At 67.3% G+C, this 13,818-nt stretch carries 11 protein-coding genes, 2 tRNA genes and 1 pseudogene; 5 read left to right on the top strand and 9 right to left on the bottom strand.

Annotation, left to right across the window (positions count from 1 at the left end; translation table 11 throughout):
- Positions 1-10: 10 nt before the first annotated feature.
- Complete coding sequence (locus K3G64_RS24635; protein ID WP_238888184.1) at positions 11-1,117, bottom strand: cystathionine gamma-lyase; 1,107 nt, start codon at positions 1,115-1,117, stop codon at positions 11-13.
- Between the two features lie 4 nt (positions 1,118-1,121).
- The gene (locus K3G64_RS24640) at positions 1,122-2,102 is read right to left on the bottom strand and encodes an NAD(P)H-dependent glycerol-3-phosphate dehydrogenase (protein ID WP_238950988.1); all 981 of its coding nucleotides are present in this window, start codon (positions 2,100-2,102) and stop codon (positions 1,122-1,124) included.
- A gap of 85 nt (positions 2,103-2,187) precedes the next feature.
- On the opposite strand from K3G64_RS24640, the gene cofC reads away from it, so the two are divergent.
- Genes cofC through K3G64_RS24655 form a run of 3 tightly spaced genes read left to right on the top strand, consistent with a single transcriptional unit; the run spans position 2,188 to position 6,038 of the window.
- The gene (cofC, locus tag K3G64_RS24645) at positions 2,188-2,832 is read left to right on the top strand and encodes a 2-phospho-L-lactate guanylyltransferase (RefSeq protein ID WP_238888185.1); all 645 of its coding nucleotides are present in this window, start codon (positions 2,188-2,190) and stop codon (positions 2,830-2,832) included.
- 53 nt (positions 2,833-2,885) lie between these two features.
- Positions 2,886-5,075, top strand: a complete 2,190-nt coding sequence (locus K3G64_RS24650) for an RNA degradosome polyphosphate kinase (RefSeq protein WP_238888187.1) — start codon at positions 2,886-2,888, stop codon at positions 5,073-5,075.
- Between the two features lie 39 nt (positions 5,076-5,114).
- Positions 5,115-6,038, top strand: a complete 924-nt coding sequence (locus tag K3G64_RS24655) for an NUDIX hydrolase (protein ID WP_238888189.1) — start codon at positions 5,115-5,117, stop codon at positions 6,036-6,038.
- A 224-nt stretch (positions 6,039-6,262) separates the two neighbouring features.
- Here the strand turns inward: K3G64_RS24655 and K3G64_RS24660 are convergent, their stop codons facing one another.
- The 3 genes from K3G64_RS24660 to leuC form a co-directional block, all read right to left on the bottom strand.
- Positions 6,263-6,895: an HU family DNA-binding protein gene (locus K3G64_RS24660; protein ID WP_238888190.1), complete on the bottom strand. Its 633-nt coding sequence runs from the start codon at positions 6,893-6,895 to the stop codon at positions 6,263-6,265.
- 192 nt (positions 6,896-7,087) lie between these two features.
- Positions 7,088-7,681 (bottom strand): 3-isopropylmalate dehydratase small subunit, encoded by a 594-nt coding sequence (gene leuD / locus K3G64_RS24665; RefSeq protein ID WP_238888192.1) that lies wholly within the window; start codon positions 7,679-7,681, stop codon positions 7,088-7,090.
- Positions 7,682-7,691: 10 nt separating this feature from the next.
- Positions 7,692-9,137, bottom strand: a complete 1,446-nt coding sequence (gene leuC / locus K3G64_RS24670) for a 3-isopropylmalate dehydratase large subunit (RefSeq protein WP_238888193.1) — start codon at positions 9,135-9,137, stop codon at positions 7,692-7,694.
- Positions 9,138-9,175: 38 nt separating this feature from the next.
- On the opposite strand from leuC, the pseudogene K3G64_RS24675 reads away from it, so the two are divergent.
- Positions 9,176-9,865 (top strand): annotated as a pseudogene (locus tag K3G64_RS24675) (IclR family transcriptional regulator); the annotation flags it as partial.
- Positions 9,866-9,888: 23 nt separating this feature from the next.
- On the opposite strand, the gene K3G64_RS24680 reads toward K3G64_RS24675, so the two are convergent.
- The 4 genes from K3G64_RS24680 to K3G64_RS24695 form a co-directional block, all read right to left on the bottom strand.
- A tRNA-Glu gene (locus tag K3G64_RS24680) sits at positions 9,889-9,964 on the bottom strand.
- 62 nt (positions 9,965-10,026) lie between these two features.
- Positions 10,027-10,101: transfer RNA gene (locus tag K3G64_RS24685), tRNA-Gln, on the bottom strand.
- A gap of 114 nt (positions 10,102-10,215) precedes the next feature.
- A complete protein-coding gene (gene gltX, locus K3G64_RS24690) occupies positions 10,216-11,694 on the bottom strand; it encodes a glutamate--tRNA ligase (RefSeq protein ID WP_238888194.1) in 1,479 nt (492 codons plus the stop codon).
- On the bottom strand, positions 11,694-12,506 hold the full coding sequence (locus K3G64_RS24695; protein ID WP_238888196.1) for a fumarylacetoacetate hydrolase family protein: 813 nt from the start codon (positions 12,504-12,506) through the stop codon (positions 11,694-11,696). The genes gltX and K3G64_RS24695 overlap by 1 nt, the downstream gene beginning before the upstream one ends.
- A gap of 115 nt (positions 12,507-12,621) precedes the next feature.
- Here K3G64_RS24695 and K3G64_RS24700 point away from each other — a divergent pair, with 115 nt between their 5' ends.
- Positions 12,622-13,803 (top strand): MFS transporter, encoded by a 1,182-nt coding sequence (locus K3G64_RS24700; protein WP_238888197.1) that lies wholly within the window; start codon positions 12,622-12,624, stop codon positions 13,801-13,803.
- Positions 13,804-13,818: the final 15 nt, after the last annotated feature.

Below are 13,818 nucleotides of genomic sequence, written 5' to 3' on the forward strand. Positions count from 1 at the left end.
TCTGGAGAGGCTACCGTCCGAGCGCCTGCTCGACGTCGGCGATCAGGTCATCGGTGTCCTCGATGCCCAGCGAGATGCGTGCGAAGCCGTCGCCGACCGGGTCGCCCCAGCGGGCGCGGCGGTCCACTGAGCTGTGGATACCCCCGAAACTCGTCGATGCGATGAGCAGTGCGCTGCGCTCGACCAGCGCATGTACGGCGGCCGCGTCCTCGAACTCGACGGCGACCAACCCGCCGAAGCGCTTCATCTGCGCGCACGCGACGGGATACGACGGGTCGTCGGGTAGGCCGGGATACCGCACGGTCTGCACCGAGGAGTGGGACTGCAGGGCCACCGCGAGCGCGGCGGCGTTGTGGCATTGCCGTTCGAACCGCAGTCCCGCGGTGCCGAGGCTGCGCAGCACCAGCCAGGCTTCGAAGGCGCCGAGTATCGCGCCGGCCAACAGCCGCTCGCGGGCCACCGCCGCCATCAGCTCGGGATGACTGCCTGCCGCATAGCCGGCGATCACGTCGCTGTGCCCCGACAGCGCCTTGGTGGCGCTCGCGACCACCACGTCGGCACCCAACGACAGGGGCTGCTGACCCAAGGGAGTGGCGGTGGTGTTGTCCACGACCAGCGTCGCGCCCCGGCTGCGGCACTGCATCGCCAGCCGGTGGACATCGACGACGTCGAGGCCCGGGTTGGCCGGGCTTTCGGCGAGCACAACATCTGCGTCGGCCGAGACGGCGATCATGTCCTCGGTGTTCGCCGTGACAACCGTCACCCCTTGCGGCGCAAGGTATTCCGTCGCGTAGCACCGGATCTGGTAGTAGCCGTCGGCCGGCACCACCAACTTGACGCCGGGCTTGGCCAGCACGCGCAGGACCGACGTGACGGCGGCCATGCCCGACCCGAACACCAAGGCTGTCGCTGCGCCCTCGAGTTCGGCCAGCGCCGCCTCGAGGCGGCGCCACGTCGGATTGGAACTACGGCCGTAACTGTCCAGCGGGTCCGCCTCGTCGGATGACAGATGGTAGGTGGCCGCGGGGACCGGCGGGGAGGCCACCGGCTCTCCCGGAACCGGTTCGGCGCCAACGGCGTTGACGCTACGCGTGGAATCGCCGTACTGACCGTTCACGGTTTCACTCCGGCTTGGTGGTGCGCCCGAGCAACAGCGCGACCGCCTCGTCGACCGAGAGCCCCTTGTGGCACACCCGTACCACAGCGTCGGTGAGCGGCATCTCCACGTCGTAACTGTCGGCCAGTGCCAGCACCGCCTCACACGACTCCACACCCTCGGCCACGTGTCCGCCCGCCGCCTGCATCGCCGATTCCATGGTGCCGCCCTTGCCGAGCCGTTCGCCGAACGCGCGGTTGCGCGAATGCGGCGAGGTGCACGTCGCGATCAGGTCACCGACTCCTGCCAGCCCGGCGAGCGTGGCGGGCTTGGCACCCAGCGCGATTCCCAGCCGCATGACCTCGGCCAGTCCCCTGGTGATGATGGCGGCGGCGGTGTTCTCACCCAGGCCGACGCCCGCCGCCATCCCCGACGCCAGAGCGATGACGTTCTTGCATGCGCCACCGACCTCGGCTCCGATCACATCGGCGTTGGTGTACGGCCGGAAGTAGCCCGTCGACAATGCGCGCTGCAGTGCCACGGCCCGGCCCGAGTCGCTGCAGGCCACCACCGTCGCCGCCGGTTGTTCCTTCACGATCTCACTGGCCAGGTTCGGACCTGTCACCACCGCAACGCGCGCCGGATCAACACCGGTGACCTGGACGATCACCTGACTCATCCGCATCAGGGTGTCGAGCTCGATGCCCTTGGCCAGGCTCACGAGCGTCACGTCGTCGCCGAAATACGGTGACCACTGTTGCAGGTTGGTGCGCAGCGTCTGCGCCGGCACAGCCAACAGCACGGTGCACGCACCGGCCAGCGCCTTGCCGGCATCGCTGGTGGCGTGAATGGACTCGGGCAGTTCGATGTCGCCGAGGTACCCGGAGTTGCGGCGGGTGTCGTTGATCTCGTCGGCCAGTTCGGGGCGGCGAGTCCACAGGGTCACCTCGTTGCCCGCATCGGCAAGGACCTTGGCCAGCGCCGTACCCCATGCACCGGCTCCCATCACCGCCGCCTCGACCACGCCTCAACCCTAGCGTGAGGGTGCCGGGCAGACTGCGCACGTGAGAGCGAATGACAGGATGACGCTCATGAGCAGGTCAGGCGGAGCCGACATCGGCCTGGTGATCGCCGTCAAACGACTGGCCGCCGCCAAGACCAGGCTGGCGCCCGTCTTCTCGTCAACGGACCGCGTGAAGGTGGTGCTGGCGATGCTCGTCGACACCATCGCCGCCGCCGCCGCAGTACAGTCCCTGCACACGATCACCGTCGTCACCCCCGACGGCGCCGCCGCCGATGCCGCAGCCGAGCTCGGCGCCCGGATACTCACCGACCCGACTCCCGACGGCCACCGTGACCCGCTGAACAACGCGATCGCCGTCGCAGAGGCCGATATCCGGTCCGAAACCGCGAATATCGTTGTGCTGCAAGGTGATCTGCCCGCGCTTAGACCGGTTGAGCTCGCGGCGGCCATCGACGCCGCGCGGGCGTACCCACGCAGCTTCGTCAGTGACCGGCACGGCACGGGGACCTCGGCGCTGCTGGCGTTCGGGGTGCCGCTGGACCCTCGATTCGGCGCTGATTCCGCCAGGCGTCATCGCAACTCCGGAGCCGTCGAGTTGACCGGTGAGTGGCCCGGCCTGCGCTGTGACATCGACACGCCTGCGGATCTGTCGGTAGCTCAAGGGCTGGGCGTGGGGACGGCGACGGCACAGGCGATCGCGGGTACCGGATGAACAGTCGGTCGTGCGCTGGCCCCAGCACCGGCCGATAGGGAATCATCGGGAGAATGACGGAAGCCGAAACGCAGATTCGTGACAGCGACACCGAGTCGGCGGCGGTGACCGTCCGGCCGGTCGCGCCGGAGTCGGGTGATTCGGCGCCGGAGGCGCCGCCGGCGGCCACCGCACCGGAGGTCGAGAATGCGCTGCCCGATGACCGCTACCTCAACCGAGAGCTGAGTTGGCTCGACTTCAACGCACGCGTGCTCGCGCTGGCCGCCGATCCGTCACTGCCCCTGCTGGAGCGGGCGAAGTTCCTCGCGATCTTCGCCTCGAACCTCGACGAGTTCTACATGGTGCGGGTCGCGGGTTTGAAGCGGCGCGACGAGATGGGGTTGTCGGTGCGTTCCGCCGACGGGCTCTCGCCGCGTGAACAGCTGCGCCGTATCAACGAGCGCACCCAGCAGATCGCCCACCGGCACGCCCACGAGTTCCTGGACTCGGTGCGCCCGGCGCTGGCCGATGAGGGCATCGTGATCGTCACGTGGGCCGAGCTCGACGACATCGAACGCACCCGGCTGTCGACGTACTTTCACGAGCAGGTGTTCCCGGTGCTGACGCCGCTGGCCGTCGATCCGGCACACCCGTTCCCGTTCGTCAGTGGTCTGAGCTTGAACCTGGCCATCACCGTCAAACATCCCGACGACGGCGGCCAGCATTTCGCGCGGATCAAGGTGCCCGACAACGTCGAGCGGTTCGTCGAACTCGCTGCCCGCGACGGCGACTCGAACACCGTGCGGTTCCTGCCGATGGAGGAACTGATCGCCGCCTTCCTGCCGGTGCTGTTCCCCGGTCTCGAGATCGTCGAGCATCATGCGTTCCGAATCACGCGCAACGCCGACTTCGAGGTCGAGGAAGACCGAGACGAGGATCTGCTGCAGGCGCTGGAGCGGGAACTGGCCCGGCGCCGATTCGGTTCGCCGGTGCGCCTCGAGGTCTCCGACGACATGACCGACAGCATGCTGGAGTTGCTGCTGCGCGAACTCGACGTCGCCCCCGGCGACGTCATCGAAGTGCCGGGCCTGCTGGATCTATCGTCGTTGTGGCAGATCTACGCCCTGGACCGCCCGGCGCTCAAGGACCGTCCGTTCGTGCCCGCGACACCGCAGGCGTTTGGGGAACGGGAGACGCCGAAGAGCATCTTCTCCACCCTGCGAGACGGGGACGTGCTGGTCCACCACCCCTACGACTCGTTCTCCACGACGGTCCAGCGCTTCATCGAGCAGGCGGCCGCCGACCCCAACGTCTTGGCGATAAAGCAGACGCTGTACCGCACGTCGGGCGACTCGCCGATCGTCAATGCCCTCATCGACGCCGCGGCCGCGGGCAAGCAGGTGGTGGCGCTGGTCGAGATCAAGGCGCGCTTCGACGAACAGGCCAACATCCAATGGGCGCGGGCACTGGAGCGGGCGGGCGTCCACGTGGTGTACGGACTCATCGGCCTCAAGACCCACTGCAAGACGTGCCTGGTGGTGCGCCGCGAAGGCTCGCTCATCCGGCGGTACTGCCACATCGGAACGGGCAACTACAACCCGAAGACCGCACGGTTGTACGAAGACATCGGCCTACTGACGGCCGCTCCGGACATCGGCGCGGACCTGACGGATCTGTTCAACTCGCTGACGGGCTATTCGCGCAAGGATTCCTATCGCAACCTGTTGGTCGCCCCGCACGGTGTGCGCAGAGGCATCATCGAGCGCATCGAGCGCGAGATCGCGGCCACCCACGACGGTGCCGAGGGCCGGATCCGATTGAAGGCCAACGCCTTGGTCGACGAACAGGTCATCGATGCGCTGTACCGCGCGTCGCAGGCCGGGGTACGAGTGGAGGTGGTGGTGCGCGGGATCTGCGCCCTGCGACCCCAGGCCCCCGGCTTCTCCGACAACGTCGTGGTGCGCTCGATCCTGGGCCGGTTCCTGGAGCACTCGCGCATTATTCACTTCCGCGCCATCGACGAGTTCTGGATCGGCAGCGCCGACATGATGCATCGTAATCTCGACCGACGGGTCGAAGTCATGGCCGAAGTGAAGGATTCGAGGCTGAAGTCGCAACTGCATGAAATGTTCGAGTCCGCGATGGATCCCGCCACCCGATGCTGGGAGTTGGGTGTGGACGGCAAGTGGATCGCCTCCCCGCAGGAAGGCCACACGGTGTGCGATCACCAGGTTTCGATGATGGATCGACACCGGCAACCGTGACGACGGGGCGGCCCCGGCGAATCATCTGCAGGAGTGAAGGTGCCGAGTAGTTCCAAGTCGCGTTCGGCGAAGGGCGCCGTTCTCGCCGCCGGCGCCGTGCTGTGGCGGCCGAACGGGGATCCGGATGATCCGCAGATCGCCCTGATTCACCGGCCACGCTACGACGACTGGTCGCTGCCCAAGGGCAAGGTCGACCCCGGCGAGACCGAGCCCGTCGCGGCCGTGCGAGAAGTGCGCGAGGAGACCGGCTACACCGCCCATCTCGGTCGGCGACTGACATCCGTGAGCTACCCGGTCGAGCAGGGCATCAAGACAGTCCGCTACTGGGCGGCGCGCCGGGTGCGCGGCGAGTTCACACCCAACGACGAGGTCGACGAACTGAAGTGGTTGCCGGTCAGTGAGGCGATGAACCAGCTCGGGTACAAGGACGATCGAAAGATTCTGCGCCGCTTCATGAAGAACCCTATCGACACCAAGACGGTGCTGATCGTCCGGCACGGAACGGCAGGCAGCAAGTCCCGGTACAAGGGCGACGACCGGCTGCGCCCCCTGGACAAGAAGGGACGCGCACAGGCCGAATCGTTGGTCGCGGTGTTGCTCGCTTACGGCGCCGACACTCTCTACTCCGCCGACCGGGTCCGCTGCGTCTCGACACTCGAGCCGTTGGCCGAGGAACTCGGGACCACCATTCAGCAGGAGCCGCTGCTGACCGAGGAGGGCTACGCCGACAACCGTAAGGCGGCCCGGCAGCGGTTCCTGGAAATCGCGGCCTGCTCGGGCACACCCGTGATCTCCACGCAGGGCAAGGTGATTCCCGACCTCATCGAGTGGTGGTGTGAACGCGACGGCGTGCGCCCGGACAAGTCCCGCAACCGCAAGGGCAGCACCTGGGTGATGTCACTGCACGATGGGCGGCTGGTGGCCGCCGACCACATCGGCAGTCCGCTGGCCACCAAGAAGTGACACGGCGGGGGACCGCCGGCCGGTCGCAGGACGCGCGACGAGGTGCCGTGACCCCCGACAAGTAGAGCACCAGGATCCGCACGCGGCGATCTGAGTCCCCGGTGATGTGCACCGGAAGCCGCAGGAGTCAACCCGTCTCGACTGACGGACGCCGACGCGAGCGCCCCGGAGACAGACGGATACGCCGCGGGTCACGATGACCCACGGCGTGTCCGTGGTGGAGACTACTTGCGGCCGCGCTTGGCGGGCGACTTGCGCGCCGGCGCCTTCTTGGCGGTCTTCTTCGCCGCCGTGCGCTTGGTCGCGGCCTTCTTGGCCGGGGCCTTCTTCGCGGCGGCCTTCTTGGCCGGGGCCTTCTTCGCCGCCGTCTTCTTGGCGGCGGCCTTCTTGGCCGGGGCCTTCTTCGCCGCGCTCTTCTTGGCGGCTGACTTCTTGGCCGGGGACTTCTTGGCCGCGGCCTTCTTGGCCGGGGACTTCTTGGCCGCGCTCTTCTTGGCCGGGGACTTCTTCGCAGCCTTGCGGGCGGTGCCGCCCGCGGTCGCGCCTCGTTTCACTGCTGGTCCTTCCGCCGGGAGGCGCTGTGCGCCTGAGACAACCGCTTTGAATTGTGCGCCGGGCCGGAAGGCCGGCACAGAGGTGGGCTTGACTCGTACGGTCTCGCCGGTGCGCGGGTTACGCGCGACGCGGGCGGCGCGGCGGCGCTGTTCGAAAACGCCGAAGCCGGTGATGGTGACGCTGTCACCCTTGTGGACCGCGCGCACGATGGTGTCGACGACGTTCTCCACCGCGTCGGTAGCCGTCCGACGATCCGTCTTGAGCTTCGTCGTGAGTACGTCGATCAGCTCTGCTTTGTTCATGCAAAACCTCCGGATACCAGTGGTCCGCTTTGGACCGACTAGAGGACACGGTAAACCCATTCCCCATTGATTTCCAAGAGCCACGCGCAATTTCAAGCGGTGCTGGCGAACTTTCTTGCCCCCCTTAGCCTCCTGAGGGTGCCCCGGAGAACCGGGTTCAGTGGCGGTGATTTCGGCTCGCCGGGCCGTTTGTCACGCCGGCAGAGTACGCGGCTTCCAGCTCGGCCGAGTCGCCTCATAGGCCTTGATCTCATCGCATTTCCGCAGCGTAAGACCTATATCGTCGAGGCCCTCGAGCAGTCGCCAGGCCGTGTAGTCGTCAATTCTGAACGGCACCATGACCGTTCCGGCGGTGACCGTGCGATCTTGAAGATTCACAGTGATTTCCAGACCCGGCTGCTGCTCGATGAGCTTCCATAAAATTTCGACATCATCTTGAGAGATTTCTGCCGCCAGTAGTCCCGCCTTGCCCGCGTTGCCGCGGAAGATGTCGGCGAAGCGGGAAGAGATGACGACCCGAAACCCGTAATCCATGAGCGCCCACACAGCGTGCTCGCGTGAGGACCCGGTGCCGAAATCGGGACCGGCCACCAACACCGATCCCCTGTCGTATGGCGAAAGGTTCAATACGAAAGACGGATCCGCCCGCCACGCGGCGAACAAGCCGTCTTCGAAACCCGTTCGGGTGACCCGCTTCAGATACACCGCGGGAATGATCTGGTCGGTGTCGACATTGGAGCGCCTCAGCGGAACCCCGACGCCGGTGTGCGAATGGAAGGCCTGCATGCTTCTCCTTCTAGTCAGCTAGGTCTGCCGGTGAGGACAGCGTGCCCAGGATTGCCGTGGCGGCGGCGACTGCGGGCGACACCAGATGTGTGCGCCCACCCTTGCCCTGCCTGCCCTCGAAATTGCGGTTCGACGTCGAAGCGCAGCGTTGACCCGGCGACAGCTGATCGGGGTTCATGCCAAGACACATCGAGCAACCAGCCTGTCGCCACTCCGCTCCGGCCGCGGTGAAGATCTCACCGAGACCCTCGGATTCGGCCTGCGCCCGCACCCGCATCGAGCCGGGCACGATGAGCATGCGCACACCGTCGGCGACCGTGCGCCCGCGCAGGACGTCGGCCACCACTCGCAGGTCCTCGATCCGGCCGTTGGTGCACGAGCCGACGAACACCGTATCGACGGCAACGTCACGCATCGCGGTACCCGGCCGAAGGTCCATATACGCCAACGCCTTTTCGGCGGCCTGACGCTCAGCGTCGTCGAACATCAACTCCGGATCCGGCACCGACTCCGACAGCGGCACCCCCTGCCCCGGGTTCGTACCCCAAGTGACGAAGGGGCTCAACGTCGCGGCATCGAGGTAAACCTCGGTGTCGAATTCGGCGCCCTCATCGGTGCGCAAGCTGCGCCACGCCGCCACCGCCTGATCCCACTGGTCCCCCTTCGGCGCATGCGGACGGCCCCGCAGATATTCGAATGTGGTGTCGTCGGGCGCCACCATCCCGGCCCGCGCCCCCGCCTCGATGCTCATGTTGCAGATCGTCATGCGACCCTCCATCGACAGCGATTCGATGGCGCTACCGCGATATTCGATGACGTGTCCCTGTCCGCCACCGGTGCCGATCTTCGCGATCACCGCGAGGATGATGTCCTTTGCACTGACACCGGGCGGGAGCTCGCCGTCGACGTTGACCGCCATCGTCTTGAACGGAGAAAGCGGCAGCGTCTGGGTGGCCAGCACGTGCTCGACCTCCGACGTGCCGATGCCCATGGCCAGCGCACCGAACGCGCCGTGCGTGGAGGTGTGGCTGTCGCCGCACACCACCGTCATTCCGGGCTGCGTCAGCCCCAGCTGCGGCCCGATGATGTGCACGATGCCCTGTTCTGCGTCGCCCATCGGATGCAACCGGATCCCGAACTCCTCGCAGTTGCGCCGCAGGGTCTCCACCTGAGTGCGCGACACCGGGTCGGCGATCGGCTTGTCGATGTCGACCGTCGGCACGTTGTGGTCCTCGGTGGCGATCGTCAGATCGGGCCTGCGCACCGGGCGCTCCGCCAGGCGCAGACCGTCGAACGCCTGCGGACTGGTGACCTCGTGTACGAGGTGCAGATCGATGTAGATGAGGTCCGGCCCGCGCGCGGCGCCCTCCCCGGCGCCGAGGACGACGACGTGGTCGGCCCACACCTTCTCGGCCATGGTGCGCGGCTTGTCGACGCGGTCAGGATCGGTGGACATCGTGGCTATCTCACAATCTGGGACGCTAGTATCTCCTTGTGAGACAGGATAGCGGCATCGGCGTTCTCGACAAAGCCGTGTGTGTGCTGCACGCGGTCGGCGAGGCCCCATGTGGCCTCGCCGAACTGTGCGAGCGCACCGGCCTACCGCGCGCCACCGCGCATCGCCTCGCCGCGGGACTGGAGACGCACCGGCTGCTCAGCCGCGACGGCGACGGTCGCTGGCGACTGGGACCGGCACTGACCGAATTGGCCGGACAGGTCAACGATCCGCTCCTGGCCGCCGGCGCGGCGGTGCTGCCCCGACTGCGCGAGATCACCGGTGAAAGCGTTCAGCTATACCGCAGGGAGGGCACCTGGCGGATCTGCGTGGCCGCGCTGGAACCCCCTGCCGGGCTTCGCGATACGGTGCCCGTCGGGGCGCGGCTGCCCATGACGGCCGGATCGGGGGCCAAGGTGCTGCTCGCCTACGCCGACGCGGCTACCCAGCAGGCGGTGCTGCCCGCGGCGAAGTTCACCGACCGGACACTGGCCGAGGTGCGCAAGCGGGGGTGGGCGCAGAGCGCGGGCGAACGAGAGCCCGGGGTGGCCAGCGTGTCGGCTCCGGTGCGCGACGGCCGAGGGTCGGTGACCGCCGCGGTGTCGGTGTCGGGACCGATCGACCGGATGGGCCGCAGGCCGGGCGCGCGGTGGGCGGCTGATCTGCTGGCTGCCGCAGAGGCGCTGACCCCGTCGGCTGTGAGATGTCGGTGTGGTACCCCCGATGGGATTCGAACCCACGCTACCGCCGTGAGAGGGCGGCGTCCTAGGCCGCTAGACGACGGGGGCTAGAACATTTTCCGGATCGCCAGCATAGCTCAGCGGCCAATGTCGGCCTAATCACGCTGGATTGGCTGGGGTACCAGGACTCGAACCTAGAATGGCTGAACCAGAATCAGCTGTGTTGCCAATTACACCATACCCCATTGGCTGCCTATAACCGCTGGTCATAGGCGTTTTCGGCGATTTCCCACGGTCCGGGGCGTCCGTCGCGTGTGGAATCGGGCCGACGTGCAGACTACCAAAGATTCGCGGGCGGCTTATCGCGCCTCCAGTGCTGCCGCGGCGTGCTCGCGGCCGGCGCGCAGGCGGTGAAGGCTACGGTCGCGCCCCAGCAGCTCGAGCGACTCGAACAACGGCGGGCTGACCGTCGCCCCGGTCGCGGCGACGCGGATGGGCCCGAAAGCCTTGCGGGGTTTGAGCCCCAGATCCTCCAGCAGCGCGGGTTTCAGCGCGGCCTCGATCGCCTCGGTCGTCCACTCCCCGACCGACTGCAGAGCACTCAGCGCCGCGTCGAGCACCGCGACGGCCTCGGTGCGCAATTCCTTGGCCGCCGACTTCTCGTCGAGGGCGAACTCGTCGTCGTTGAGGAACTTCAGCAGGTCCCACGCGTCACCGAGCACCACGATGCGGGTCTGCACCAGTCGAGCCGCCTCGGCGAACCGCGAGTCGTCCAGGCCGGTTTCGTGTCCACGGGTCGCGAAGTAGTCCCTCAGCCGGGCGGCGAAGTCCTGCTCGCTCAGTAGTCGGATGTGCTCGGCGTTGAGCGCATCGGCCTTCTTCTGGTCGAACCGCGCCGGGTTGGAATTGACATCGACGACGTCGAAGGCGGCGACCATCTCCTCGATGCTGAACACATCGCGGTCCTCGGCGATACCCCAACCGAGCAGTGCCAGATAGTTCAGCAGTCCTTCGGGGATGAAGCCGCGATCGCGGTGGACGAAGAGGTTCGACTGCGGATCGCGCTTGGACAGCTTCTTGTTGCCTTCGCCGAGAACGCTCGGTAGATGGGCGAACTGAGGCACACGCTCGGCCACGCCGATGCGGATCAGAGCCTGATACAGCGCGATCTGGCGCGGGGTCGACGAGAGCAGGTCCTCACCGCGCAGCACGTGGGTGATGTTCATCAGCGAGTCGTCGACGGGGTTGACCAAGGTGTACAACGGTTCACCGTTGCCACGCGTCAACGCGAAGTCGGGCACCGTTCCGGCGGGGAACGTCGTATCCCCGCGCACCAGGTCCCGCCAGCCGATCTCGGTGTCGGGCATCTTGAGCCGGACGACGGCGTTCCTGCCCTCGGCGCGCAAGGCCGCCCGCTGCTCGTCGGTCAGACTGCGGTCGAAGTTGTCGTAACCCAGTTTGGGGTTGCGACCCGCGGCCAAGTGCCGGGCCTCGACTTCCTCGGGGGTGGAGAAGGATTCGTAGGCATCGCCGGATTCGAGCAGTTGGGCGATCGCGTCGCGGTACCGCTCGAGCCGCTGCGATTGTCGGTACGGCCCATAGGGGCCACCGACCTCCGGCCCCTCATCCCAGTCGAGTCCCAGCCAGCGCAGTGCGTCGAGCAGGGCCAGGTAGCTTTCCTCCGAGTCGCGCGCCGAGTCGGTGTCCTCGATGCGGAACACGAATGTGCCCCCGGTGTGGCGGGCGTAGGCCCAGTTGAACAGCGCGGTGCGGATCAGCCCGACGTGCGGGGTTCCGGTCGGCGACGGGCAGAACCGGACCCGAACGGGTGGTGTCATCACTTCCCCTTGCGCACAACGGGATTGGTCAGCGTACCGATACCCTCGACGGTGATGCTGACGATGTCGGAGTCCTCGATCGGGCCGACGCCCTCGGGCGTACCAGTCAGGATCAGATCGCCAGGTAGCAGCGTCATCACCCGCGAGATCCACTCCACGATCGCGCCGACATCGTGGATCATCATCGAGGTGCGGCTGTTCTGCTTGACCGAACCGTTGACCTCCGTGCGAATCTCGAGGTCCGACGGGTCGACGTCGGTGACGATCCACGGCCCGATCGGACAGAACGTGTCATGGCCCTTGGCGCGGGTCCACTGCCCGTCCTTCCTCTGCTGGTCGCGTGCGGACACGTCGTTGCCGATGGTGTAACCGAGGATGTTCTCCGCGGCACGCGCCGCAGGCACGTCCTTGCAGGGCCGACCGATCACGACCGCCAGCTCGCCCTCGAAGTGCACCGGGTCGGCGTCGGCGGGCAGCTGGATCGGCACCTGCGGACCGACGATCGCGGTGTTGGGCTTCATGAAGATGATCGGGTCGTCGAACGTCCCGCTGACGGTCTCATCGCTCCTCGCGTGCGGGGCCATCTCCTGAATGTGGGCCGCATAGTTCTTGCCGACACACACCACCTTGCTGGCCAGGATCGGCGCGAGCAGGCGCACATCGGCCAGCGGCCACTGGCGGCCGGTGAACTGCGGGTTGCCGAACGGGTGCTCGGCGATCTCGCGGGCGACTGCGTCGGTCGGCGCGTCGACGGGACCCTCGATGCCGACGAACGCGACCCCGTCGGGACTGGCGATTCGGCCAAGGCGCATGCCGCCAGCCTAGTGGGCACCACCGCCGAGGCCACGGGCCGCTCCCCGCGTGCATCCGTCTCATATCGTGGAATCAATATTCAGCATGCTGAGATGTCTGTGTCACCATCGTCGGGTGAGCGTGGAAACGGTCAGCACCGCGCGGCGCTGGTCACTGCTCGGCATCGCCCTGGCCGCGACCACGAGCGCGAACGTGTTCATCAGCGGGGTGGCGTTTCTCATCCCCACTCTGCAGACCGAACGCGGTCTGGATCTCGCAGCGGCCGGCCTGCTGTCGTCGATGCCGAGCTTCGGCCTGGTCATCACGCTGATCGCCTGGGGATATGTGGTGGACCGAGTCGGCGAGCGCTTCGTGCTGGCAATCGGCTCGGCGCTGATCGCCGCGGCGGCCTTCGGGGCTGCGGTGGTCGACTCGCTGGTCGAGGTGGGCGCGTTTCTCCTGCTGGGTGGAATGGCGGCCGCCAGCAGCAATTCGGCGAGCGGCCGTCTGGTCGTCGGGTGGTTCCCGCCCGCCAAGCGCGGGCTGGTGATGGGTATCCGGCAGACCGCCACACCGTTGGGAGTTGCGTTCGGGGCGTTGGTGATTCCACGGCTGGCCGAAAGCCACGGCGTGTCGGCGGCCTTGCTGTTCCCCGCGGTGGTCTGCGCGCTGTCGGCGTTGGTGTGCGCCGTTGCGGTCATCGATCCGCCACGTGTCCCGCGCGCGCGGGCATCGGCCGCGCACCTGGCCAATCCGTATCGAGGATCGGCCGTACTGAGCCGAATTCACGCCGTGTCGGTGCTGCTGGTGGTGCCGCAGGCGGTGGTGTGGACGTTCACCCTGGTGTGGTTGATGACCGAGCACCGATGGTCCGCGGCGTCGGCGGGCATCCTGGTCACCGTCGCCCAGCTGCTCGGCGCCGGCGGCCGCATCGCTGCCGGATACTGGTCCGACCGGCTCGGGCAGCGACTGCGGCCCATCCGCCACATCGCACTGGCCGCCGCCGCCTCGATGGCACTGCTGGCGTTGACGGACTGGCTGGACACACCGGCCAGCGTCGCGTTGATGGTGATCGCGTCGGTGATCACGGTGTCCGACAACGGCTTGGCCTTCACCGCGATCGCCGAGATCGCCGGGCCCTACTGGAGCGGACGCGCGCTGGGCACCCAGAACACCAGCCAGCACCTGGCCGCCGCCCTCAGCGCACCGCTGTTCGGCGCGTTGATCGGCGTCGGCGGATATCCCGTGGCATTCGCGGTATGCGCGCTGTTCCCTTTGCTGGCCGTGCCGGTCGTGCCCACCGACAGGTCCGGCTGACACTCGGCGGGCAGG

The organism is Mycobacterium sp. IDR2000157661 (genome assembly GCF_022317005.1).
GTDB lineage: Bacteria > Actinomycetota > Actinomycetes > Mycobacteriales > Mycobacteriaceae > Mycobacterium.

What these genes read in the sequence shown, in the direction of transcription:
- K3G64_RS24640 (WP_238950988.1), bottom strand. Translation starts at nt 2,102, where the DNA reads ATGGGAGCCGGTGCATGGGGTACGGCGCTGGCCAAGGTCCTTGCCGAT.
- K3G64_RS24650 (WP_238888187.1), top strand. Translation starts at nt 2,886, where the DNA reads ATGACGGAAGCCGAAACGCAGATTCGTGACAGCGACACCGAGTCGGCG.
- leuC (WP_238888193.1), bottom strand. Translation starts at nt 9,137, where the DNA reads ATGTCCACCGATCCTGACCGCGTCGACAAGCCGCGCACCATGGCCGAG.
- cofC (WP_238888185.1), top strand. Translation starts at nt 2,188, where the DNA reads ATGAGCAGGTCAGGCGGAGCCGACATCGGCCTGGTGATCGCCGTCAAA.
- K3G64_RS24695 (WP_238888196.1), bottom strand. Translation starts at nt 12,506, where the DNA reads ATGCGCCTTGGCCGAATCGCCAGTCCCGACGGGGTCGCGTTCGTCGGC.
- leuD (WP_238888192.1), bottom strand. Translation starts at nt 7,681, where the DNA reads ATGCAGGCCTTCCATTCGCACACCGGCGTCGGGGTTCCGCTGAGGCGC.
- K3G64_RS24660 (WP_238888190.1), bottom strand. Translation starts at nt 6,895, where the DNA reads ATGAACAAAGCAGAGCTGATCGACGTACTCACGACGAAGCTCAAGACG.
- gltX (WP_238888194.1), bottom strand. Translation starts at nt 11,694, where the DNA reads ATGACACCACCCGTTCGGGTCCGGTTCTGCCCGTCGCCGACCGGAACC.